The following is a 20,901-nucleotide window of genomic DNA, read 5'->3' as shown; positions in this document are numbered from 1 at the left end:
GCGGCGCCTTCCCTGCCCCCCTGGAATAATCTGTTGCAGCCTCTCAGGCGCTGCGGGCCTTGATCATCGCCAGCGCCGTATCCAACATACGATTGGCAAAGCCCCATTCGTTGTCGCACCAAAGCAACAGTTTCACCAGCAGGCCATCACTGACCCGGGTCTGGGTGCCGTCGACCACGCTGGAGCGCGGATCATGATTAAAATCGCATGATACCAGAGGCTCATCAGTATAGCCCAGAATGCCCTCGAGCCGGCCATGGGTCGCCTGTTCCAGCACCTGGTTTACCTTGGCAATATCCACTCTGTCATTGAGAGTCACAGACACATCTATGGCGGTGACATTAATAGTGGGCACCCGCACTGAAATGGCCTCGAACTTATCCTTCATCTGCGGCAGGATACGCTCTATGCCGCGGGCCAGCTTGGTGTCGACCGGAATAATCGATTGCCCGGCGGCGCGGGTTCGGCGCAGATCGTCGTGATAGGCATCTATCACCTGTTGATCATTCATCGCCGAGTGGATAGTGGTAATAGCGCCGCTCTTGACCCCAAAGTGCCGATCCAGCACATCGATAACAGGGACAATACAGTTGGTGGTACAGGATGCGTTGGACACCACAGTGTGTTCGGCGGCCAACAGTTCCTGGTTGACACCATAGACTATGGTGGCGTCAACATCCGCCGAAGAGGGATGACTTATCAATACCTGGCGGGCACCGGCCCGGATATGAGCCTCGCAGCTCTGCCTATCAGACAGGGCGCCTGTGGCTTCGAACACCAAGTCGATATCCAGCTCGCCCCAGGGCAGTTTGTCTGCCTCCGGCTCGGCCAACAGTCTGATGCTATCGTCCCCCAGTTGCATCATGCCGTCTGCAAGACTCGCGCGGCTATGGAAGCGACCATGGGTGGTGTCATAGTTGGTGAGGTGGACTATAGCCTCGGGCTTGGCCAGTTCATTGATAGCAACGATCTGAATTTGCTGCCTTTTACCCGATTCGTATAAGGCACGGAGAATTGAGCGGCCGATGCGGCCATAACCATTGATTGCGACTCTGATCATGGAGATCCTGTTCCTCTAATGAGGGATGCTGATTGGGTAACGGCCTGTCTTCCTGACAGGCCGTTGCACTTCCTGTGCGGCATTCCATTGCCTGGTTGCCGCACAGTCATTTCCAATCAGGCAGGCGCGGCTCAGGCGAGCAGAGCCTTACCGGCTTCAACCACTTTATCTACAGTGAAACCGAACATCTCAAACAACTGATTGGCAGGCGCTGACTCACCAAAGCTGGTCATGCCAATAATGCGACCGTTCAGGCCCACATATTTATACCAGTAATCGGCTATGCCCGCTTCCACTGCCAGTCGTTTTGTGACATTGGCTGGCAGTACGGCTTCTTTATAAGCCGCGTCCTGTTGGTCAAATACGTCGGTAGATGGCATGGAAACCACACGCACCTTGGCACCAGTAGCAGCCAGCTCAGCCTGTGCCTTAACCGCCAACTCGACTTCGCTGCCGGTGGCAATGATGATCAGCTCAGGCGCGCCTTCGCAATCCACCAGCACATAACCGCCCTTGGCCACATCGCTCAGTTGCTCGGCGCTGCGTGGCATCTGGGTCAGGTTCTGACGCGAGAAGATCAGTGAAGTTGGGCCGTCTTTGCGCTCTATGGCGTACTTCCAGGCAATGGCAGATTCGACCTGGTCACATGGGCGCCAGGTGCTCATGTTGGGAGTCATACGCAAAGAGGCAATCTGCTCAACCGGTTGGTGAGTCGGGCCGTCTTCACCCAGACCGATGGAGTCGTGGGTATAGACCTGAATGTTCTGCACCTTCATCAGCGCAGCCATGCGCATGGCGTTACGGGCGTATTCCATAAACATCAGGAAGGTGGCGCCGTAAGGCACAAACCCGCCGTGCAGGGCAATACCGTTGATGATGGCGGTCATACCAAACTCACGCACACCATAGTGCAGGTAGTTGCCACTGGCATCTTCGGCCGAAATAGGCTTGGAACCTGAGTACATGGTCAGGTTGGAAGGCGCCAGGTCGGCACTGCCCCCTAAGAATTCCGGCAGCATTTTACCGAAGGCTTCCAGGGCATTTTGCGAGGCCTTACGGGAAGCGATATTGGCAGGATTGGCCTGCAGCTGCTCTATATAGGCTTTGGCATCGGCGTCAAAGTTGGCTGGCAGTTCACCGTTGAGGCGACGCTTGAGCTCAGCGGCCAGCGCGGGGTGAGCGGCTTCATAGGCGGCGAACTTGTCGTTCCAGCTGCTTTCGGCGGCCTTACCGGCTTCCTTGGCATCCCAGGCAGCATAGATTTCAGATGGGATCACGAATGGGTCGTGCTTCCAGCCCAGGAATTCACGGGCGGCGGCGATTTCAGCATCACCCAGCGGCGCACCGTGGCAGTCGTGAGAACCTGACTTGTTGGGAGAACCGTAACCTATGATGGTCTTGCAGCAGATCAGCGATGGACGCGGATCGGCCTTGGCGGCTTCGATGGCAGCGTTGATAGCTTGCGGATCGTGACCGTCGACACCGGCAACCACGTGCCAGCCGTAGGCTTCAAAGCGCTTGGGGGTATCATCACTGAACCAGCCTTCAACATGACCGTCGATGGAGATACCGTTGTCATCCCAGAAGGCGATCAGTTTGCCAAGACCCAGAGTGCCGGCCAGAGAGCAGGCTTCGTGGGAGATACCTTCCATCAGACAGCCGTCACCCATGAAGACATAAGTGTGGTGATCGACAATATCGTGACCGTCACGGTTAAACTGAGCCGCCAGAGTCTTTTCCGCAATCGCCATACCTACGGCATTGGTGATGCCTTGGCCCAGAGGCCCTGTGGTGGTTTCGATGCCGGGAGCATAACCATATTCAGGGTGGCCCGGAGTACGTGAGTGCAGTTGACGGAACTGCTTGAGATCTTCAATGCCCAGATCATAACCCGCCAGATGCAGCAGTGAGTAATGCAGCATGGAACCATGGCCGTTTGACAGCACAAAGCGGTCGCGGTCAGCCCATTGAGGGTTCACAGGGTTGTGCTTGAGGTGATCCCGCCACAGGACTTCGGCGATATCTGCCATCCCCATGGGAGCACCGGGGTGGCCGGAATTGGCCTTTTGGACAGCGTCCATACTTAAAACACGGATAGCGTTAGCGAGTTCTTTACGGGAAGACATGCTCTCTCCTGCTTGATCTTAGAGGTCTTGGGCAAAATGGAGCCATATTTTCCCCTACCGGGCAGAAGGACGCAAATAAAATTCGCCCACCCACGGCGCCAAAAGCAGCCCAGGCTTTGCTTTGTGTTTACATTTGCGCCTCATTTGCGAAGCCTGCCGCTCACAAAGCTGTCAACTTGCCTGTCCGCTGATCGCTTTCAACGCAAATGCCAAGGCTGAATTGCCAGAGGAAAAGTCTAGATTCAGATACAGATGAATCTGATAAATTTCAGCAAAATAGCTGAAAATAGTAAAAAAAGATTTGAGTCATTTGAGCCGATTCCTGCGCCATGGCGCACAAATATTTGCGACAAGGGGTGTCATCCAAGTCGAATTCTACTAAAATGGCCGTCTAGATGTAGATGCTTCTACACGTTTGAATTCCACAGACGAGATTTTCCGAATTATGGCAAAACACTTGTTTACCTCTGAGTCGGTCTCAGAAGGACATCCAGATAAAATCGCCGATCAGATTTCTGATGCGGTACTCGACGCGATTCTGGCTCAGGATCCCAAGGCCCGTGTAGCCTGTGAAACCCTGGTCAAGACAGGTATGGTACTGGTAGCCGGTGAAGTCACCACCTCTGCCTGGGTCGATATTGAAGAACTGACCCGTAAAACCGTTCGCGAAATAGGTTATACCCACTCAGATATGGGCTTCGATGCCGACAGCTGTGCGGTACTGAACGCCATCGGTAAGCAGTCCCCCGATATCAACCAGGGTGTAGACCGTGCCGATCCCAAAGAACAGGGTGCCGGTGACCAGGGTCTGATGTTCGGTTACGCCAGCAATGAGACTGACGTGCTGATGCCGGCTCCTATCACTTATGCTCACCAGTTGGTTAAGCGCCAGTCCGAAGTACGCAAGAGCGGCGCTCTGCCTTGGCTGCGTCCCGACGCCAAGTCTCAGGTGACTTTCGCCTACGAAGACAACAAGATTGTCGGTATCGATGCCGTGGTACTTTCTACCCAGCATTGCGACAGCGTCAGTCAGGCGGATCTGGTGGAAGGCGTGATGGAAACCATCATTAAGCCGGTACTGCCTGCCCAGTGGCTGAATAAGGACACCAAGTACTTCATCAACCCAACCGGCCGTTTCGTTATCGGTGGCCCTATGGGTGACTGTGGTTTGACCGGTCGCAAGATCATCGTTGATACCTACGGCGGCATGGCCCGTCACGGTGGTGGCGCCTTCTCAGGTAAAGACCCATCCAAGGTTGACCGTAGCGCCGCTTACGCTGCCCGTTACGTTGCCAAGAACATAGTGGCTGCCGGTCTGGCGGATCGCTGTGAAATCCAGGTGTCTTACGCCATTGGTGTGGCCGAACCGACTTCCATCAGTGTGGAAACCTTCGGTACCGGCAAAGTCTCGCAAGAGCTGCTGATCCAATTGGTTCGTCAGCACTTCGATCTTCGCCCATACGGCCTGACCGAGATGCTGGATCTGGCGCGTCCCATCTATCAAGGCACCGCCGCTTACGGTCACTTCGGCCGTGATGAGTTCCCATGGGAGCAAACCAACAAGGCTGAAGCCCTGCGCGCCGACGCAGGTCTGTAATAGACTCAGCTTGCAAAAAAACCGCCTCAGGGCGGTTTTTTTATATCTGTCGAACTGACACTCAGTAGCAGTGATCGAAATGGGCCGTTTCCATACAGAGGTAACCCAACTGCTCGGCCGATAGCGGCGTGATATCCAACACTTTCATTGGAGTGAATTCGGTATCGGTCAACAGACGGATCTGCACCTGATAACTGTTGCTGCGCCCACAGTCGAAACAGACGCCCAAGGCTTGCAGCAGATAATGCGGCTTGCCATCGATTTGGGCTTCAAAGGCCTTTGCCTGTTCGCCCTGCAGCGCCAAAACAGACACCAGGTATCTGACATTATCCCAGGCAGATAGCCTTAGCGACTCACAGGCTTGCAGTAGGGTTTCTGGCGTGTTTTGCATTTTGCTCTCCCGCGTCAAAGCGGCTGTTAGCCTAGCAGCAGATAGAAATCCCTGCCGCAAAGGGTGACAAAGTCCAGGGTGCGCATGCGGCCATCCCGGCTATGGGCACGTATAGACGCCTCGTTGTCCTCGGCGATCAGTGCCAGCCAAGGCGCACTGATGTTGGCTCTGGCGGCGCCGTAAAGCTTATCAAACACGCCCTTGCCACGATATTCAGGATGCACCCAAACCGGGCCGTAATGCAGAGTCTGCTGCCAGTTCAGCCCCAGGTCAAAGCGATCCTGGGCCAGTTGCCGACAGAGAGCCTGACACAAAGGCGAATGCTTGAGTTTATCCCAACTGCCGGTTATCAGATAACCGACTACCTTAGTCGCGTCCAACGCCAGCCACACATGACCGGCGGCCACCAGAGGTTCAAGCTCCTTGGCCGAAAAGCCCTGCCCTTGCATGCCCTGTGTACGCTCTCTGGCACTCAATTCATCCTGGCCGAAGCGCTGCTCCAGGCTGGCAATCGTCTCAACATCGGCCGCCTCAGCCTGGCGGTATTGCATGGTTTCCGGCATCAAAAAGGCTCAGCAATAAAAGAAGCCGCATTATAGCCAAAGCCTGTTGCAGCCGCACTCGATTTGCGAAATTCCCATACTGCTTCCACACTTAAAGTTGAACTTAAGCCACTCGACTCAGGAAGAGATATGCTCCCGGATACCATAGACCCAGGCAAGAGCCTATTGGAAAATGAAAGCCACAGACTCAACCTTATTCGCTGGATGCATCAATGTGAGCTAATGAAACGTTACTACCAGGCCGACAAAGTCTTTGTGCTGCAAAAGACGGATCAGGGATTCGAAGTCATTGTCAGCGCCGCCGATGCCAGCCACAGGTTCCCGCCCGGCAAGGTATTCTCTGCCGATGAAAGTGTATTCCAGCGTATGGTCGATAGCCCACCCGAGGGCGTTAATCTGGATCTCACCCGCTCCACCAATGATGACAACCCAAAAGAGTTCAGCAATGTCCTGGGGATTCTATCCCGGCCAGTGCTCTGGCCCGACGGCTCGGTATTCGGTTGCCTGTGTGTCATCAATGCCCATGCCAACGAACAGCAACACATCAGCCCTTATATGCTGGAGCCGTTCCAAATTCTGCTGCAGCAAGACTTGGCGCTATTATGCCAGAGTCACAGAATTGAGTCGCTGTCCATGCGCGACCGGGAAACCGGCATGCTCAACCACTACGGCTTTATCATGATGGCACCCAGGCAACTCAATCTCGGCCGCCGCTTCGGTGCTCATTCAGGCATTATTTTTTTCGAGTTGATACCCGGGATGAATATGGATGCCGAAACGCTGGCACGTCACCATAGAGAACTCGGCAACCTGATCCTCAATACCATAAGAACCGCAGATATCGCTGCCCACTATAACGACAGCCAATATGTCCTGCTGGTGTTTGTCGATCTGGAGCGGGATCTGGAGCATATCATCAAACGCCTTGAGCGGCAGATGAGCCAGTTTTCGGCCCCATTACAACTGGACTCCAGCAGTTGTTTTTTCAGCCCTGACTCTGCCGCCAAGCTGGCGCCTATGCTGGAAAGTGCCAGGGCGGGACTCAAGTCATCCAAACAGCAAAAGAAAGAAGCATGAGCCCCTTGATTCAAAGCACAGAAGAGACGTTAAAAAGACCCAGATCCAATAACCGAATTTTTTCATTTTATTAACGCACGCAGTTGGGTATTCTGAGGCAATCCTTGCCATCACAAATACTATAACTATATGCATGCGCAACTGACGGAAAGAACCAGCAGCTTAAGAGACCATCCCAACGACCCTTTGCAGCTCGACCATTGGCAGAGTCGCTTGGTTACTGTCAGAGAGATGTTTCACGCCCAAACTGTGCTGTTACTGCAACATATGCCAGATACCAAGCTGCAGGTCCTGAGCCACAGCCCGGCGGCTGAAATCCCAACTGAATTTGAAGGTATCGCCTCCCTGCTGCAACACTTTGCAGCTAACCCGGCGGAGACCATCAAGTACCCACTTCATTGGTCCGATGGCAAGCTGTTTGGCGAATTACTGATCCTCAATGGCAAACCCAAGGTGGCATTAGAGCAGTTGCAGTCTTTGCTCGAGCCTATGCTGGCGCTGCTCAAGGCCGAGCTTGGACAGTTGCAACTGATGGAGCAGCTGGAGTCTCTATCTCTGCAGGATGAACTCACCTGTATGCTCAACCCCAGAGGCTTTAATCTGTTGGCGCCGAGGCAACTGAGCCTCAGTCGCCGTTTGGGCTCCCATGCCGGGCTTATGCTGCTGGAAGGCAAGGAGCTGGATTCAAACCGCATTGGCGGACTGCAGCAGGATCAATCCCTGAAAATGTTGGCAAGGGTGATACTTGAGAACATGCGCGAAGCCGACATATGTGCCAGATTGAATCACAACCAGTTCATTATTCTGGCATTTGTGGACAGCCAGGCGCACCTGGATATCCTCGCCAGTCGCCTTAAAAAACAGGTCAGCCGCAGTGATTGTGGCCTGCAGTTATTGGTGGGGCAAAGCTTCTTTGCACCGGACTCCCACTTCGAACTCTCACCCATGTTGGAACAAGCAGAGCAAGATCTGCTGCAATATAAAACTTAACGCCAATCCGGGATAAGCCGCTTATGTTGAGTAAACCAAGCTGCGAACTTGGGCGATTATTGCGGTTTTTGATCCTGAGCCTTGGCCCATTGGATAAAAATAACCACAGGATAAGGGGACATGAATACCAACCCCAAACCTATCAGTGAGGCAATGATCAACATTCCACTGACCTCAAGCGCCATATCGGTCAACATGTAAAGCCCAATGCCGCCAAGCAGCATTAACACACCTATCCAATGTAACAATTTCAGAAGGCCTATCACTGAGTTAGCCCTGGATATCACCCTTCTCCCCCTTTTTAATCCGCGCTATTCTTGTCACACTATAGAGGCTTAATAGACTAATGGAAAAATGACCATGATTAAGAAAACCTTCGTAGCCGCTGCGCTGCTATTTGGTCTGGCTGCATGCCAAACCACCCCGGATACCCAAGGTCAGTATCTGCCACTGGAAGGCAGCTGGCATGTAGAAAGCATTATGGGACAACCCACTATAGATTACAGCCCTGCCCAATTGGTTTTTACCAATGACGGCAAACTGTCCGGCAACAATAGCTGCAATAACTTCTTCGGAACCTATTCCCAGGAAGGTCAGAAGCTGAAACTCTCCCCGGCCGGCAGCACAATGAAAGCCTGTGTCGATGCCCTGATGGCCCAGGAGCAATTGGTGATGCAAGCTTTGCCTCAGGTAACCCAAGGTGAAGTCAGCAATGGCAAACTCTTGCTCAAAAGCGATGACGGCAAGGTGTTACTGCAACTCAGCAGCCTCTGAGTTCTGCCTCAAGTCATAAAAAAACCGCCCTCCGGCGGTTTTTTTTATGACTGCAACACACTCTCAGTCGCGCTCATATTGCAAAATTCAGCTGCGCCCTTCCTCTGCAGCGCTGACGGCATTCTGCTCGGCTATCAGAGCACTCTGCTGCATATCGGCGTTATAGTGCTCTATATCCAGCTCATTTTCCGACTTGGCAATCACAGTGGTTGCCACCAAGTCGCCGGACACATTCACGACAGTTCGGGCCATATCCAGAATACGGTCGATACCGGCAATAATCGCCACCCCTTCCAGCGGTAAGCCTACAGTGGTCAGCACCAGCGTCAGCATCACCAAGCCGGCACCGGGCACACCCGCAGTACCTATGGAAGCCAAGGTCGCGGTCAGAATAATGGTAATGTAATCGACCCAGGTAAGATCCATCCCAAAGGCCTGAGCCACAAACAGCGCGGTCACCCCTTGATAGAGGGCGGTACCATCCATGTTGATAGTGGTGCCCAGCGGTAGCACAAAGCTGGAAATCTTCTTGTTCACTCCCAGGTATTCGCTGGCACACTTCATACTGGCAGGCAGACTTCCCGCCGAGCTGGATGTGGTGAAGGCGACCGCCATGGCATTGCTGATCCCCTTGAAGAACTGCAGTGGATTGAGGCGGGCAAACACACTCAATACCAGGCTGTAGAAGCCGACAATATGCAGGAAACAACCGATATAAACGGCAACAATCACCTTAATGAGCGGCAGCAGCATCTCCATGCCGTACTCACCGGCCACCCAGGCCATCAAGCCAAACACCCCATAGGGCGCCAGACTCATTACCATATCGGTCAGCTTGTACATGGCTTCCGCCAGGCTCTCGAATACACGAATCGCTGGCCTGCCATGCTCACCAATCAACACCAGGGCTATCCCCAGTGCCACGGCGAATACTATCACCTGCAGTATCTGCCCTTCGGCCAGAGCCGATACCGGGTTGGTGGGCACTATGTTGATCAGGGTTTCCATTACAGAAGGCGCCTGGGTAGCCTTTTCGGTACCGACCTCAGGGGTCATATTCAGCCCTGAGCCCGGACGTATGACTGAACCGACTATCAACCCCAGGCTGATGGCAATGGAAGTGGTCCCCAGATAGAAGGCAAAAGATTTGAAACCTATCCGCCCCATCTTGGCGGTATCCTGCATTGAGGTCACACCCACTATCAGCGAGCAGAACACCAATGGCACTATCAGCATCTTGATGGTGTTGACGAACAGAGTCCCTATGGGCTTGAGATAGATGGCATCTTTACCCAGTATCAGTCCGGTACTCATCCCCAGAACCATACCTATCAGTATTTTCAGCCACAGCGGCAGCCCCGACCAGCGTGACCATAGACGGCCGACAAGTGAAGGTTGGTGTTTTGACATGTGTAAACCTTGATATTTGAAAAAGAGAGGGGCCATATCCTTGGCGGATGGCCGAGATCAGACATCAAGGCCGGTGCGCGAGTTTAGCACAGCTCGCCTGCAGCAAGGATGATCTGTATCACGCTGCCCGGTTGCAGGTTTGAGTTACCTTGAGCAGTTATCTTGAGCCGAGCCAGGGTAATCCAGGTAAAACCGGAAATGACGACTTTTAATCCAGTCCCCCCTTTGCACCAACATAGGACTGCTGATAAATTGTGCCCGCCCCTACGAGCATTCAAGCAAACAGAACTCAAAGGAATAACTATGCTAATAAGAAAAGGTACCCCAAAAGACACCGAGGCCCTGGTGGCTTTCAACCAGGCGATGGCTCAGGAAACCGAAGGATTGGCACTGGACAGTGACACCCTGAGCCGAGGCGTCAGCACCCTGCTGGAAAATCCCGCCAAAGGTTTTTATCTGGTAGCAGAAATCGAAGGTGAAATCGCAGGCTCCTTGATGGTTACCTTCGAGTGGAGTGACTGGCGCGCCGCAGACTACTACTGGATCCAGAGCGTCTATATCAAGCCAGAGCACAGACAAAAAGGCATCTATCGCGCCCTGTATCAGGAGGTCAAGACGCTGGCCGAAAAGCAAGGTGGGGCTGCCAGCTTCAGGCTCTATGTGGAGCAGGAAAACACCCGTGCCCAACAAACTTACCAATCACTGGGCATGAGTCAGAGCCACTACCTCATGTACGAGGAAAAGCCTGCCTAAGTTCAGCGCAAATATAGGTTGTCACGTTAACCAGGCCACTTTGACTGAGTTGGCAACCACAAGTAAAAAAATGCCGCTCATCAAGATGAGCGGCATTGAAGCTGAAAGAATAGCGCTTAACGCTCGAGCGTCAGTTCCATCTTGGATACGGTTGCCGCATCAATATCCGCTTCTTTGAACAGCAAGGGACGGAAACGTTTCTCACTGGAGTAGAGCGCTGTCTGATCGGCAAACTCGGGACGCAGAATATTGCTGGTCTCTGAGTAGGTCAGTATCCCTCTCGCCTCCGGGCCCTCATCGGTAAAGCTCACCGCCATCATCCAGCTGGAGCCATAACGAACCTGATAGCCCTTGGCGCTCAGACCGGAATCCAGCGCTTTGCCGCTCAGAATATCGGTTGCCGGAGCGTAAGAGTGCTGCGGGATAAGCGTGTCGTCACCACTGGTCTTGGTGGAAAATACGTTGAAACCACCCTCGGCATGATGACTGCCGGGCCAGGGCAAACGCACACCACTGGCGCTGCCATCCGGCAATGAACGCTCGACAAACTGCACACTGCCAAGGGGTGCATCGACGGCAAAACCGGCCGCTTCCAGGTTGAGTGCGGCATGTGCCAGCGCAGTGAGCGCCGAACCGTCAGTACTCAGCCCTGTGGGAGTGGTCGCCGGCTGCAGATAATCAAAGCCTTGGGTCAACATGGTTTTGTCATTGAACAGGTGGGCGAATTCCCGAAGCAAGGCGCCGCCTTTACTGTCGTTGTCCTGATGACCATTCCAGGCCTTGAGCGCCGCGCAGGCAGCGCTGATATCCTTGGCAAGGGTACCGACCATTACAGGTTCACTGCCCTTGGCCTCACACTGGGCAATCAGATCATCCAAAACCATTTCGGCCAGATAGCTGCGGTTGTTGAGCACTGCCGCCTCCAGTTCATCCAGGTTGAACTTGCCATCACTACCGGCGGCATCACCAAGCAGCTTGAGCCCCATGCGGGTTCTCATGCTCAGTTGGCCACGCTCCGGGCCGTACATGGGGGAGAAATACTCCAGCGGCTCGGCCGGGTTGGTAGACCAGAAGGAGTTATTGGAGTTTTGCACAAAGTCTGTGCGTTCCAACTTGGGCGCCCGCTCGAAAGGCGTGGGGCCATCGAAAGCGAACAGTGAGGTATTGCCCGGCAATATGGTAAAGCCTGCCTGCGCCTTGGCCGCCTTGATCTCAGGGGAAGTCTTCAGCAATACCACAGCCGCCTCTGATAATCCAGGCACGGTAGAGTCATCGATATAGAAGGCGTTGCCTTCCCTGTCGGCATACATGGTGTTATTGAAGATCATGCCGTCATAGTCTTTAAATGCCTGCACAAACTCCTGCTTGTTGGCGGCCATGTTCATCGCCAGCCAGTGATCCACGGGATCCATGGTCGCCATGTTGGCATCCTGCAACATAAAGGCCTGGCCATCATCCCAACCAAAAGGTGCCTGGGTGGCAGGCGCTTCGACTATAGGTCCCTTGGGAGTGGTATAAATATCTTTTTCGGCTACCAGCATACCCGCCGGACCGGCATTGACCAGCACCTGTACGGTTTCCTTGCTGATAGGCATAGGCTCACCGTCAAACAGATACTGCATTCGGTCACCGGAAACCAGCTCCAGGTTATAGACCACAAAATGTTCGGCGGTGGAGAAGGTATGGGTCCAGGCGAGATCTTTGTTGAAACCAATATTGATTGGGCCCGGCATGCCTACCAGAGAGCCGCCCATCACATCCAGGTGTCCGGGAATGGTGGCATGGGACTGCCAGAACCTCAGGTTACCTGTATGCGGAAAGTGCGGGTTCCCCAGCACCATGCCCTTGCCGTTTTCCGTCTTGTCTTTGCCAAGGCCCCAGCCGTTGGAGCCCAGTTCACCCGGGTTAGTCTCCGGGGTGGCAATATTGGCGGCTCTGGCAATCAGCTTGCTGTTGATGTCATTGACAAAAGCGGTCTGGGCGGCAGAGGCCGGAGCCGGGCCGACTATTCGCGGCAAATATTCATCACCATCACCCGGATTGGCGTAAAAGATCAGATCCAGGAAGTTGGCCGCCCCCGGTAACAGAGCAATTGAAAACAGGTAGGTCACCACATCTTCAGGTTCAATAGGCTTGACCCAGGGCTGCCCGGCACAGAAGGGCTCGGCCTGTTGCTTGCCTTCGGCCACATCGCTCAAATACCGGTTGTAGCCGGCGACAAACCCGCTGATCAGTGCCCGGGAGTTTTCACTGAATTCAGGCCATTTGGCCTCGGCCTGAGCTCTGACCTTGAGCGCCTTGTAGGCAAAGTCGGAGATCAGGTTGCCATTGTCTTCCCGGGCCGGGATCCCTGTGGTGAAGTCCAGGCTGGCATGGGGGCCGAAATACATGGAACGCTCTGAGTTGGCCTTAACAAAACCATCGGCCAGGATGCACAGATTGTCCTGCGCCTGCACATAGCCGTTACCGAATCCCAGGCTTTCCAAATTGTCGGCTTGAATGTGAGGTACACCGAAACTGGTGCGCCGAACGCTGACCGAGAGCTTGCCGTCCGGTGCAAATGCCTGCAGTGTGTTGTCGACCGGAGGCGGGTTCTGATCATTGTCGTCATCCGAACAGCCAACGAGTGCCAGGGTGCCTGCCAGCCCCATGGCGTACATGAGTTTGTTGAATTTCATTATAATTATCTCTTTTTTAATGCCATTTATCCGACAAGGCCCAGCCCCTTGAACAATACAACTCCCCAAAAGCCATACGGGTCTGTCGTGGCGCTTATGTCGTGTCCCTCGGTGCATCTTGCGTTGTGATTTATGGCACGTCACAATGACGCCCAACTCAAGGTCGCACCTCCGACCATTTAAACAATGATTTAAACGGTCGTCCACATTAAAGATCCATCAAATAAACAAATATGAAACAAAAACAGTTGCAGATAGTGGTGGGTTCTACCAACCCGGTAAAACTCAAAGCCGCAGAGAATGCGGTTCGCGCCCTGCATCCCGACGCCGAAATCCACTGCCAAGCCATGAAGGCGCCATCCGGTGTGGCGGAGCAACCCATGACAGATGCCGATACCCGCCAGGGAGCCATCAACAGGGTGGAATGGTGCAAGGCGAATGCAGATGCAGATTACTATCTGGCAATGGAAGGTGGGGTGGATGATTTTCCCCAGGGGCCGGCCACCTTTGCCTATGTCGTCATAGCCACCAAAGAACGCCTCTGCGTCGGCCGCAGTGCTCACCTGCCCCTGCCGCCCAAAGTTTATGCCGCGCTTAAGGCCGGTGAAGAACTGGGGGATGTGATGGATTCGCTGTTCAATACTGTCAATGTCAAACAGGCAGGTGGTGCAATAGGGCTCTTGACCCAGGGGCATGCTACTCGCGAGAGTATTTATCACTCCGCCTTGCTGCTCGCATCGGCGCCACTGCGTTACCCGGAGCTTTACTGATACCTGTCACCGCTGTTATTAATAACGGCGGTGTTGTTGGCCGCCCCACCTCAATCTTTCCCAAGCGACCTGTGTAAATACGGGACAATTACCAAACCCAACTGTTGCAAATAGATACAGACTGAGCTAACTTGAATTCAGCATTAGTTGCCTATCGCAACCATTTTATCTTTTTGCGAGGTAATCCCTTAGATGTCCCTCAGTACAAAACCGCTAAGTTCGGGCTCATCCAAGCCTGATGTTAAAGAACCGGGTAATCGCCAGGAAGCATCTCAGGATGAACTGGCCCAGGTCAGCCCTGTGCTCAGACACCTGTCACGTCATCTGGTACGGCAGCTGGGTATGTTGTCCGGTGCCTGCGGGCAACTGCCGCTGACACCTGTGCAGGCACACACACTGCTGGAGCTGGGACAGCAAGATCTCAGCATTAAAGAACTGAGTAGCCTGCTCAATATCGATAAATCCAATGCCAGTCGTGCCGTCAGTCATCTGGTCAAGAAACAACTGGCCCAAACCAAGGCCAATCCCAGAGACAATCGTTGTCTGCAGGTCAGTCTGACTCCGGCCGGGCATAAGATGTTGAAACAGCTGGATAACCAGCAGGATAATCAATTTGCTGACATTCTTGCCCAGTTGGCACCGAGCGAAGTGACCCAGCTGGAAGCCAGCCTGCGCTGCTACAACAAGGCGATTACCAAAGCCAAGAGCCAACAGGGGGTGGTAATCAGGCCACTACAGGCGGCAGACGATGCCGGGCTGGCCGCCGTGATACGTGCTGTATCGGCCGAATATGGCCTGACTCCCGATAAGGGTTACAGTGTAGCCGACCCGACCCTGGATCACCTGAGTCGCCAATATGGCCAGCCAGGCAGCCGGTATTGGGTAATTGAAAAACAGCAGCAACTGCTTGGCGGTGCCGGCATAGCACCCTTGCCCGGCGAAAAGGGCGTATGTGAGTTGCAGAAGATGTACTTTATGCCCGCACTGCGAGGCCTGGGACTCTCCCGCCGTTTGGCGCTGCAATGTCTCAGCTTTGCCCGCGAGCAGGGATATAAGGCCTGTTATCTGGAAACCACCAAACTGTTGCCGGAAGCGCTCGGCCTCTACGCCAGTCTGGGCTTTACCGTCCTGCCCAAGCCCCTTGGCAATACCGGCCACAGCGCCTGTGAAATTCCAATGTTGCTGACACTCTAGCCGAGCAAGCCTCTAACCAAGCAAGCCGCTGCCACCGAAGGCTCTGGTGGCAGCTACGGCCCTCGCCTAAAAAGCGCACCAACACAATAGATGCAATGCCGCTGTGATTGCTGCAGCTATTCCCGGAGTGTGACTTTGGCAATCGGTTATGCCTGCCCAAAGTCCTCAATTGCCACCTCTCCCTTGATTGATTCATCAGCGATGGTGTTATGCAACAGATTGAAATCCAAATCATACTTCCCATTCCTGCACCTCCCGCTCAACAAACTGAAAAACAACAAAAGTGACACGAAAACAGTTTTATTTATTGACAATCAACCTCTGTCACTTGTTAGCTTGCAGATAAGGAAATTAGCGGGAGCTTTCAATGGAATACAGACGTATCCCCCACTCCACTCTGGAAGTGAGCAAACTGTGCCTCGGCACCATGACCTGGGGCGAGCAAAACAGCCAGGCCGACGCCTTCGCCCAGTTGGATATGGCCCTAGCCGAAGGGATTAACTTTATCGACACTGCCGAGATGTATCCGGTGCCGCCAAAACCCGAGACTCAGGGTGAGACCGAACGCATTCTTGGCGCCTATCTCAAGGCCCGAGGCAACAGAGATAACCTGGTGATTGCCACCAAGGTGGCGGCTCCCGGCGGCAAGAGTGACTATATCCGCAGCAAGATGGCACTGGACTGGCGCAATATCCAGCTGGCGGTGGATGCATCATTGCAGCGCCTGGGCGTAGACTGTATCGATCTCTACCAAATCCACTGGCCCCACAGAAACTGTAACTTCTTCGGCGAACTCTTCTATGAGCAGCAGGAGCAGGAGTCGATGACCCCCATCCTGGATACCCTAGAAGCCTTGAGCGAAGTGATCCGCGCCGGCAAGGTGCGCTATATCGGGGTTTCCAACGAAACCCCATGGGGCCTGATGAAATACCTGCAACTGGCTGAGAAACACGGCCTGCCGCGGATTGTCAGCGTGCAGAACCCCTATAACCTGCTGAATCGCAGCTTTGAAGTGGGCATGAGTGAAATAAGCCACCGCGAAGAGTTACCGCTGCTGGCCTACTCGCCATTGGCCTTCGGTACCCTCACAGGCAAGTACTTAAATGGCCAATGGCCAGCAGGCGCCAGGTTGACCCTGTTCAAGCGCTTCGCCCGCTATACCGGCACCGAGTTGGCGCTTGAGGCCACCGAGGCCTACGTCAAGCTGGCCCAAAAATTCCACCTGAGCCCGGCACAGATGGCACTGGCATTCGTCAACTCCCGTCCCTTTGTGGGCAGCAATATCATAGGCGTCACCAATCTGGAGCAGTTAAAGGAGAACATTGCCGCCTCGCAGCTTAAGCTGAGTGATGAACTGCTCGGTGAGCTCAACTCGCTATCGAGCCGCTTTCGCCTGCCTTGCCCTTAAGGGCTGAGATATTTCGCCTTGCATTGGGCGCACAAATCCATAAAGATCTGTGCGCCCTTTTGATTGAAGATCCACAGCAATGAGCACTCCACAGTTGCGCGCCCAGTTTCCCGCGCTCACCCAGATTTTGGGGGATTATCCCCTGGTCTATCTCGACACGGCCGCCACCAGCCAAAAACCCCGGCGGGTGCTGGAAGCGATGGCGCGTTTTTACCGTGAAGATTGCGCCAATGTGCACAGAGCGGCCCATCAGCTTTCCGCCCGGGCGACCCAGGCCTACGAAGCTGTGCGTGATGCCTTGCAGCATTTTATCCATGCCACCCGGCGGGAAGAGATCATCTTCACCCACGGCACCACCGAAGCCATCAACCTGCTGGCCTGGGGCCTTGGCAAGCGATTTGGCAAGGATGACCTCATTCTGGTCGACAGCTGCGCTCATCACGCCAATCTGCTGCCCTGGCAACAACTGGCCAAACGCAGTGGTGCCAGGCTGGAACCCATTCCGCTGGATAAAGATCTGCGCCTCAATAAGGCGGCCTTTAGTCTGCTGCTCCAGCAAAAGCCCAAGTTGGTGGCCCTCAGCCATGTTTCCAATGTATTGGGTACGGTCAATGACATACAAGCCTTGTGTCAGGATATTCGCGCCGCCGGCGCCATCAGTGTGGTGGACGGTGCCCAGGCCGTCGCCCATTTGCCGCTGGACATGCAGCAACTGGGGTGCGACTTTTATGCTTTTTCCGGCCACAAGATGTATGGCCCCAGCGGCATAGGTGTACTCTGGGGCCGCTATGAATTGCTCGACACCTTGGAGCCACTGCTGACCGGCGGTGAGATGATAAAAACCGTCAGTTTCCAAGGCAGTACATTTGGCGACTTGCCCAACCGCCTCGAGGCCGGCACCCCGCCGATAGCCGAGGTCATAGGTCTGGGAGAGGCCGTTGCCTTTCTCGAACAGCAGGACAGACAAGCCCTGGCACTTGCCGAACAAAAACTGCTGAACAAGCTGCAACAGGGGTTATCCGCCATTGCCGGGGTCGAACTTTACGCCGCTCACGGGGATAATCTGGGCGCCGTGGCCTTTAATCTCAAGGGCGAGCATCACCAGGATGTAGGCATACTGCTGGATCAACAAGGCATAGCGGTACGCTGCGGCCATCATTGCGCCATGCCACTGATGTCGCTGATGGGTATCAAGGGCTGCTGCCGGGCCTCTGTGGGGATCTACACAGATGAGCAAGATATCAAACGTTTTCTCGATGCCCTGAAGGCAAGCGCCGAACTACTGGGATACTGAACCATGACAGAAACACTCACTGCTGCCGACTTTATCCAATTTGCCAAGCAAACCCAGGCGCCGCTGGCCGACTTATTTGAAGCCGTCTCCTCGGCCAATAATTGGCAGGACAGATACCGCCAGTTGATGCAAGGCGCCAAGCTGTTGCCGGCCCTGCCACCCGAATTGCAAACAGAAGCCGCCCGGGTACGCGGCTGTGAAAGCGCCGCCTGGCTCTACCACTGCCAAGTCGAGGGCAAGCATCTGTTTATTGCCGACAGCGAGGCCCGTATCGTCAAGGGGCTGATTGCCTTGTTGCTGCATGCGGTGAATAACAGCGACAACCAAACCCTGGCGCAATTTGAGCCCAAGGCTTATCTCAAACAACTGGGTTTGGAGGGGCAACTGAGCCCATCCCGCAGCAACGGCCTCTATGCCCTGATAAGCAGAATCATCGAGCTCAGCCAGTGCTAATAGCATGCTGATTTTTTCAGCGCTTCAACTATCCAGCTCACATCGGAGAATAATTTTGCGGCCTGGTTGGCATTTTTCCAATTAAGCTTCACTTACCATCTGATTCCAGAGTCGGAGCGTAGCTCAGCCCGGTAGAGCGCTGTCTTCGGGAGGCAGGGGTCGCAAGTTCGAATCTTGTCGCTCCGACCAATCAAACCGCTACCCAAGCGGCACAAAGACTCAAGGGCAGGTTCATTGAACTTGCCCTTGTTGTTTCTGCTCCGTCACACTGCCACAACCATCATCAAGCCGGCCAGCAACAAACAAGTGCCGAGCACGTATTGCAGCTGCTTCTTGGCCAGCACTTTACAGGTTACCTCCCCCACCATGCTGAGGATCAATACTGTCGCGCCTATTCCCACCAGATAGCCCAAAAACAAATTGGAACCACTGAGGGTCCAGTCGGCCACGCCCAGATTGGCGCTGCCCAGGGTGTAGCCATGGGCGAATGCCAACATGGCGACCATGGCCGCGGCGACATGGGTAGCAAAACAGATATTGCCAGCAATCAACATGCCGAGCACAAACATGGACAGGAGAACAAAGGACTTGCTGACGATAAGCGCCACCGAGGTTTGTGCCATCAGGGTACCGGCTAACATCACCAGCACAAACGAGAGCGGCACCGCCCACAAGGCTTTACCGCCAAGCTGCGCCGACCAGACACCGACGCCAACGGCCACCAGCAGACTGGCTACCAGCATCAGGGGGTTGAGTTGCATCACCTGCTCGGGAAAGCGTCCCACAACCCCCAGCGACAACAGCAGACTGGCGCCAATACCCAGGAACAGCCAAGATCTGCCAGCAAACAAGGACCGCATCATAAGCACCTCTCACTTGCCGAGTGACTACGCTTTAACCTTATACCTTACGGTAAAAAAATGCTTGACCTGGCACAAATTCCTGACAAAAAACCGACCTTTAATTGACTTGCATAACACAGACTCAGGACTTACTATCCTTGGGTCTTTAAATGTATTTTTGATTAATCCTATGTATTCCCCAATCGACTCATTGCTCATGCAACAGACTTGGTGGCGCAGCCCAAACCGGCGGTGTCAGGATTAAACATAGGTAAAATCATATCTTCCGGGCCGCCATAAGGCGGCCTTTGTGTATCTGTACGTCTTATGGCTCCGGCAATTTCAAGGAGAACAAGATGAAACAGATCATACTCACAGGCGACAGACCCACAGGCAAACTGCATATCGGCCACTATGTCGGTTCGCTCAGGCAAAGAGTCCAGGTTCAGGACGAATTCGATCAGAACGTAATGATCGCCGACTATCAGGCTTTGACCGACAACGGCCATAACCCGGCCAAGGTGACCGACAATATTCTCGAAGTCATGGCCGACTACCTGGCGGCCGGGTTGGATCCGGCCAAGACACGTTTTTGCCTGCAAAGCGCGCTACCGGCGCTGTCGGAACTCACCTGTATCTACTTGAACTTGGTGACGGTTGCCCGGCTTGAGCGCAATCCCACAGTCAAGGCGGAGATCCAGCAAAAAGGCTTTGAGCGCAGCCTTCCGGCGGGTTTTCTGGTCTACCCCGTCAGTCAGACCGCCGATATTACCGCCTTTCGCGCCACTCATGTGCCTGTGGGTGAAGATCAGTTGCCCATGCTGGAGCAAAGCAATGAAATCGTCCGTCGCTTCAACAATCTGGTGGGGGCTGAAGTGCTCAAGGAGTGTCAGGCAATTCTCAGTGACACAGGCCGCCTCCCAGGCCTCGACGGCAAGGCCAAGATGTCCAAATCCCTTGGCAACACCATAGAACTGGGAATGAGCAGTGACGAACTCAAGCAAGCGGTGTTTTCCATGTATACGGATCCCAACCATCTGAGGGTGGAAGATCCGGGCAGAGTCGAGGGCAATACGGTGTTCAGTTATCTCGATGCTTTCCACCCGGACAAGGCGCTGGTAGCCGAGCTCAAGGCCCATTATCGCCGAGGAGGCCTCGGGGACATGAAGTGCAAACGGATACTCAATGACTGCCTGCAGGAGTTACTCGCGCCCATGCGTGAACGGCGCAGTCAGGCTATGGCAGACAAGGGGCAACTGCTGGCGATACTGCAGCGGGGCACGGAAGAAGCCAGAGCCATCAGTGATGCCGTACTGCAAGATGTCAAAGCCGCCATGGGACTTAATCTGTTTCGCTAACCAATGGGTCACTCAGCTGTACTAGCTCAGCCCAAGGGGCCATAAGCCCGCCCCTTGGCTGAGCCTCTCGCAGCGCAATCGGTCGGACTTTTCGCCGGCCGGCATTGCCCGCCAAGATGCAACACACTGTCACTGTCTGAGTGACTAATCCCGGCATGACTAT

19 protein-coding genes and 1 tRNA gene are annotated in these 20,901 nt (G+C 54.3%); 12 read left to right on the top strand and 8 right to left on the bottom strand.

All coding sequences use genetic code 11. The features are described from left to right. Window positions 1-43: 43 nt before the first annotated feature. Both epd and tkt read right to left on the bottom strand, forming a co-directional pair. Window positions 44-1,060 (bottom strand): erythrose-4-phosphate dehydrogenase, encoded by a 1,017-nt coding sequence (gene epd, locus ACF8D4_RS15385; RefSeq protein WP_392465825.1) that lies wholly within the window; start codon window positions 1,058-1,060, stop codon window positions 44-46. Between the two features lie 131 nt (window positions 1,061-1,191). Next, entirely contained in the window at window positions 1,192-3,186 is a 1,995-nt protein-coding gene (tkt, locus tag ACF8D4_RS15380; RefSeq protein WP_107006085.1) for a transketolase, read from the bottom strand. 445 nt (window positions 3,187-3,631) lie between these two features. Here tkt and metK point away from each other — a divergent pair, with 445 nt between their 5' ends. Continuing rightward, window positions 3,632-4,783 (top strand): methionine adenosyltransferase, encoded by a 1,152-nt coding sequence (metK, locus tag ACF8D4_RS15375; RefSeq protein WP_025010015.1) that lies wholly within the window; start codon window positions 3,632-3,634, stop codon window positions 4,781-4,783. Between the two features lie 61 nt (window positions 4,784-4,844). Here the strand turns inward: metK and ACF8D4_RS15370 are convergent, their stop codons facing one another. After that, a complete protein-coding gene (locus ACF8D4_RS15370) occupies window positions 4,845-5,174 on the bottom strand; it encodes a hypothetical protein (protein WP_025010014.1) in 330 nt (109 codons plus the stop codon). Window positions 5,175-5,200: 26 nt separating this feature from the next. After that, window positions 5,201-5,737, bottom strand: coding sequence for a GNAT family N-acetyltransferase (locus ACF8D4_RS15365; RefSeq protein WP_392465820.1), 537 nt, complete (start codon window positions 5,735-5,737; stop codon window positions 5,201-5,203). Between the two features lie 129 nt (window positions 5,738-5,866). Here ACF8D4_RS15365 and ACF8D4_RS15360 point away from each other — a divergent pair, with 129 nt between their 5' ends. Together ACF8D4_RS15360 and ACF8D4_RS15355 are read left to right on the top strand one after the other, a co-directional pair. Next, window positions 5,867-6,814, top strand: coding sequence for a deoxycytidine triphosphate deaminase (locus tag ACF8D4_RS15360; protein WP_028780191.1), 948 nt, complete (start codon window positions 5,867-5,869; stop codon window positions 6,812-6,814). A gap of 129 nt (window positions 6,815-6,943) precedes the next feature. Then, window positions 6,944-7,804, top strand: a complete 861-nt coding sequence (locus ACF8D4_RS15355; protein WP_208155777.1) for a GGDEF domain-containing protein — start codon at window positions 6,944-6,946, stop codon at window positions 7,802-7,804. Window positions 7,805-7,860: 56 nt separating this feature from the next. On the opposite strand, the gene ACF8D4_RS15350 is transcribed toward ACF8D4_RS15355, so the two are convergent. Further along, window positions 7,861-8,070: a hypothetical protein gene (locus ACF8D4_RS15350; RefSeq protein WP_028780192.1), complete on the bottom strand. Its 210-nt coding sequence runs from the start codon at window positions 8,068-8,070 to the stop codon at window positions 7,861-7,863. Window positions 8,071-8,164: 94 nt separating this feature from the next. On the opposite strand from ACF8D4_RS15350, the gene ACF8D4_RS15345 reads away from it, so the two are divergent. After that, window positions 8,165-8,578 carry an META domain-containing protein gene (locus ACF8D4_RS15345; protein WP_025886935.1) on the top strand — a complete coding sequence of 138 codons (414 nt, stop codon included), beginning with the start codon at window positions 8,165-8,167 and terminating at the stop codon, window positions 8,576-8,578. Between the two features lie 87 nt (window positions 8,579-8,665). Here the strand turns inward: ACF8D4_RS15345 and ACF8D4_RS15340 are convergent, their stop codons facing one another. Then, window positions 8,666-9,988 (bottom strand): dicarboxylate/amino acid:cation symporter, encoded by a 1,323-nt coding sequence (locus ACF8D4_RS15340; RefSeq protein WP_062793438.1) that lies wholly within the window; start codon window positions 9,986-9,988, stop codon window positions 8,666-8,668. Window positions 9,989-10,291: 303 nt separating this feature from the next. Between ACF8D4_RS15340 and ACF8D4_RS15335 the strand changes: the two genes are divergently transcribed. Further along, window positions 10,292-10,741 (top strand): GNAT family N-acetyltransferase, encoded by a 450-nt coding sequence (locus tag ACF8D4_RS15335; protein WP_025010009.1) that lies wholly within the window; start codon window positions 10,292-10,294, stop codon window positions 10,739-10,741. Window positions 10,742-10,857: 116 nt separating this feature from the next. On the opposite strand, the gene ACF8D4_RS15330 is transcribed toward ACF8D4_RS15335, so the two are convergent. Further along, the gene (locus ACF8D4_RS15330; protein ID WP_144159218.1) at window positions 10,858-13,419 is read right to left on the bottom strand and encodes an acylase; all 2,562 of its coding nucleotides are present in this window, start codon (window positions 13,417-13,419) and stop codon (window positions 10,858-10,860) included. Window positions 13,420-13,652: 233 nt separating this feature from the next. Here ACF8D4_RS15330 and yjjX point away from each other — a divergent pair, with 233 nt between their 5' ends. The 6 genes from yjjX (at window position 13,653) to ACF8D4_RS15300 (ending at window position 18,727) form a co-directional block, all read left to right on the top strand. Beyond that, window positions 13,653-14,189: an inosine/xanthosine triphosphatase gene (gene yjjX, locus ACF8D4_RS15325; RefSeq protein WP_025010008.1), complete on the top strand. Its 537-nt coding sequence runs from the start codon at window positions 13,653-13,655 to the stop codon at window positions 14,187-14,189. A 192-nt stretch (window positions 14,190-14,381) separates the two neighbouring features. Then, entirely contained in the window at window positions 14,382-15,383 is a 1,002-nt protein-coding gene (locus ACF8D4_RS15320; RefSeq protein ID WP_208157419.1) for a bifunctional helix-turn-helix transcriptional regulator/GNAT family N-acetyltransferase, read from the top strand. Window positions 15,384-15,750: 367 nt separating this feature from the next. Next, entirely contained in the window at window positions 15,751-16,791 is a 1,041-nt protein-coding gene (locus tag ACF8D4_RS15315) for an NADP(H)-dependent aldo-keto reductase (RefSeq protein ID WP_392465813.1), read from the top strand. Window positions 16,792-16,870: 79 nt separating this feature from the next. Next, on the top strand, window positions 16,871-18,085 hold the full coding sequence (locus ACF8D4_RS15310; RefSeq protein ID WP_392465811.1) for an aminotransferase class V-fold PLP-dependent enzyme: 1,215 nt from the start codon (window positions 16,871-16,873) through the stop codon (window positions 18,083-18,085). A 3-nt stretch (window positions 18,086-18,088) separates the two neighbouring features. Beyond that, window positions 18,089-18,538, top strand: a complete 450-nt coding sequence (locus ACF8D4_RS15305; RefSeq protein WP_392468831.1) for a SufE family protein — start codon at window positions 18,089-18,091, stop codon at window positions 18,536-18,538. Window positions 18,539-18,650: 112 nt separating this feature from the next. Beyond that, window positions 18,651-18,727 (top strand) — tRNA-Pro (locus ACF8D4_RS15300). Window positions 18,728-18,801: 74 nt separating this feature from the next. Here the strand turns inward: ACF8D4_RS15300 and ACF8D4_RS15295 are convergent. Further along, the gene (locus ACF8D4_RS15295; protein WP_052678858.1) at window positions 18,802-19,401 is read right to left on the bottom strand and encodes a HupE/UreJ family protein; all 600 of its coding nucleotides are present in this window, start codon (window positions 19,399-19,401) and stop codon (window positions 18,802-18,804) included. Window positions 19,402-19,736: 335 nt separating this feature from the next. Here ACF8D4_RS15295 and trpS point away from each other — a divergent pair, with 335 nt between their 5' ends. After that, complete coding sequence (gene trpS, locus ACF8D4_RS15290) at window positions 19,737-20,738, top strand: tryptophan--tRNA ligase (RefSeq protein ID WP_025010003.1); 1,002 nt, start codon at window positions 19,737-19,739, stop codon at window positions 20,736-20,738. Window positions 20,739-20,901: the final 163 nt, after the last annotated feature.

The sequence above is a fragment of the Shewanella sp. YQ_9 genome, from assembly GCF_043103185.1.
Taxonomy (GTDB): Bacteria; Pseudomonadota; Gammaproteobacteria; order Enterobacterales; family Shewanellaceae; genus Shewanella; species Shewanella algae.
This window is presented reverse-complemented; position numbering and strand designations above follow the sequence as displayed.

Excerpts from the sequence above, each read along its gene's own strand:
- epd (WP_392465825.1), bottom strand. The coding sequence starts at position 1,060 with ATGATCAGAGTCGCAATCAATGGTTATGGCCGCATCGGCCGCTCAATT.
- tkt (WP_107006085.1), bottom strand. The coding sequence starts at position 3,186 with ATGTCTTCCCGTAAAGAACTCGCTAACGCTATCCGTGTTTTAAGTATG.
- metK (WP_025010015.1), top strand. The coding sequence starts at position 3,632 with ATGGCAAAACACTTGTTTACCTCTGAGTCGGTCTCAGAAGGACATCCA.
- ACF8D4_RS15370 (WP_025010014.1), bottom strand. The coding sequence starts at position 5,174 with ATGCAAAACACGCCAGAAACCCTACTGCAAGCCTGTGAGTCGCTAAGG.
- ACF8D4_RS15365 (WP_392465820.1), bottom strand. The coding sequence starts at position 5,737 with ATGCCGGAAACCATGCAATACCGCCAGGCTGAGGCGGCCGATGTTGAG.
- ACF8D4_RS15360 (WP_028780191.1), top strand. The coding sequence starts at position 5,867 with ATGCTCCCGGATACCATAGACCCAGGCAAGAGCCTATTGGAAAATGAA.
- ACF8D4_RS15355 (WP_208155777.1), top strand. The coding sequence starts at position 6,944 with ATGCATGCGCAACTGACGGAAAGAACCAGCAGCTTAAGAGACCATCCC.
- ACF8D4_RS15345 (WP_025886935.1), top strand. The coding sequence starts at position 8,165 with ATGATTAAGAAAACCTTCGTAGCCGCTGCGCTGCTATTTGGTCTGGCT.
- ACF8D4_RS15340 (WP_062793438.1), bottom strand. The coding sequence starts at position 9,988 with ATGTCAAAACACCAACCTTCACTTGTCGGCCGTCTATGGTCACGCTGG.
- ACF8D4_RS15335 (WP_025010009.1), top strand. The coding sequence starts at position 10,292 with ATGCTAATAAGAAAAGGTACCCCAAAAGACACCGAGGCCCTGGTGGCT.
- ACF8D4_RS15330 (WP_144159218.1), bottom strand. The coding sequence starts at position 13,419 with ATGAAATTCAACAAACTCATGTACGCCATGGGGCTGGCAGGCACCCTG.
- yjjX (WP_025010008.1), top strand. The coding sequence starts at position 13,653 with ATGAAACAAAAACAGTTGCAGATAGTGGTGGGTTCTACCAACCCGGTA.
- ACF8D4_RS15320 (WP_208157419.1), top strand. The coding sequence starts at position 14,382 with ATGTCCCTCAGTACAAAACCGCTAAGTTCGGGCTCATCCAAGCCTGAT.
- ACF8D4_RS15315 (WP_392465813.1), top strand. The coding sequence starts at position 15,751 with ATGGAATACAGACGTATCCCCCACTCCACTCTGGAAGTGAGCAAACTG.
- ACF8D4_RS15310 (WP_392465811.1), top strand. The coding sequence starts at position 16,871 with ATGAGCACTCCACAGTTGCGCGCCCAGTTTCCCGCGCTCACCCAGATT.
- ACF8D4_RS15305 (WP_392468831.1), top strand. The coding sequence starts at position 18,089 with ATGACAGAAACACTCACTGCTGCCGACTTTATCCAATTTGCCAAGCAA.
- ACF8D4_RS15295 (WP_052678858.1), bottom strand. The coding sequence starts at position 19,401 with ATGATGCGGTCCTTGTTTGCTGGCAGATCTTGGCTGTTCCTGGGTATT.
- trpS (WP_025010003.1), top strand. The coding sequence starts at position 19,737 with ATGAAACAGATCATACTCACAGGCGACAGACCCACAGGCAAACTGCAT.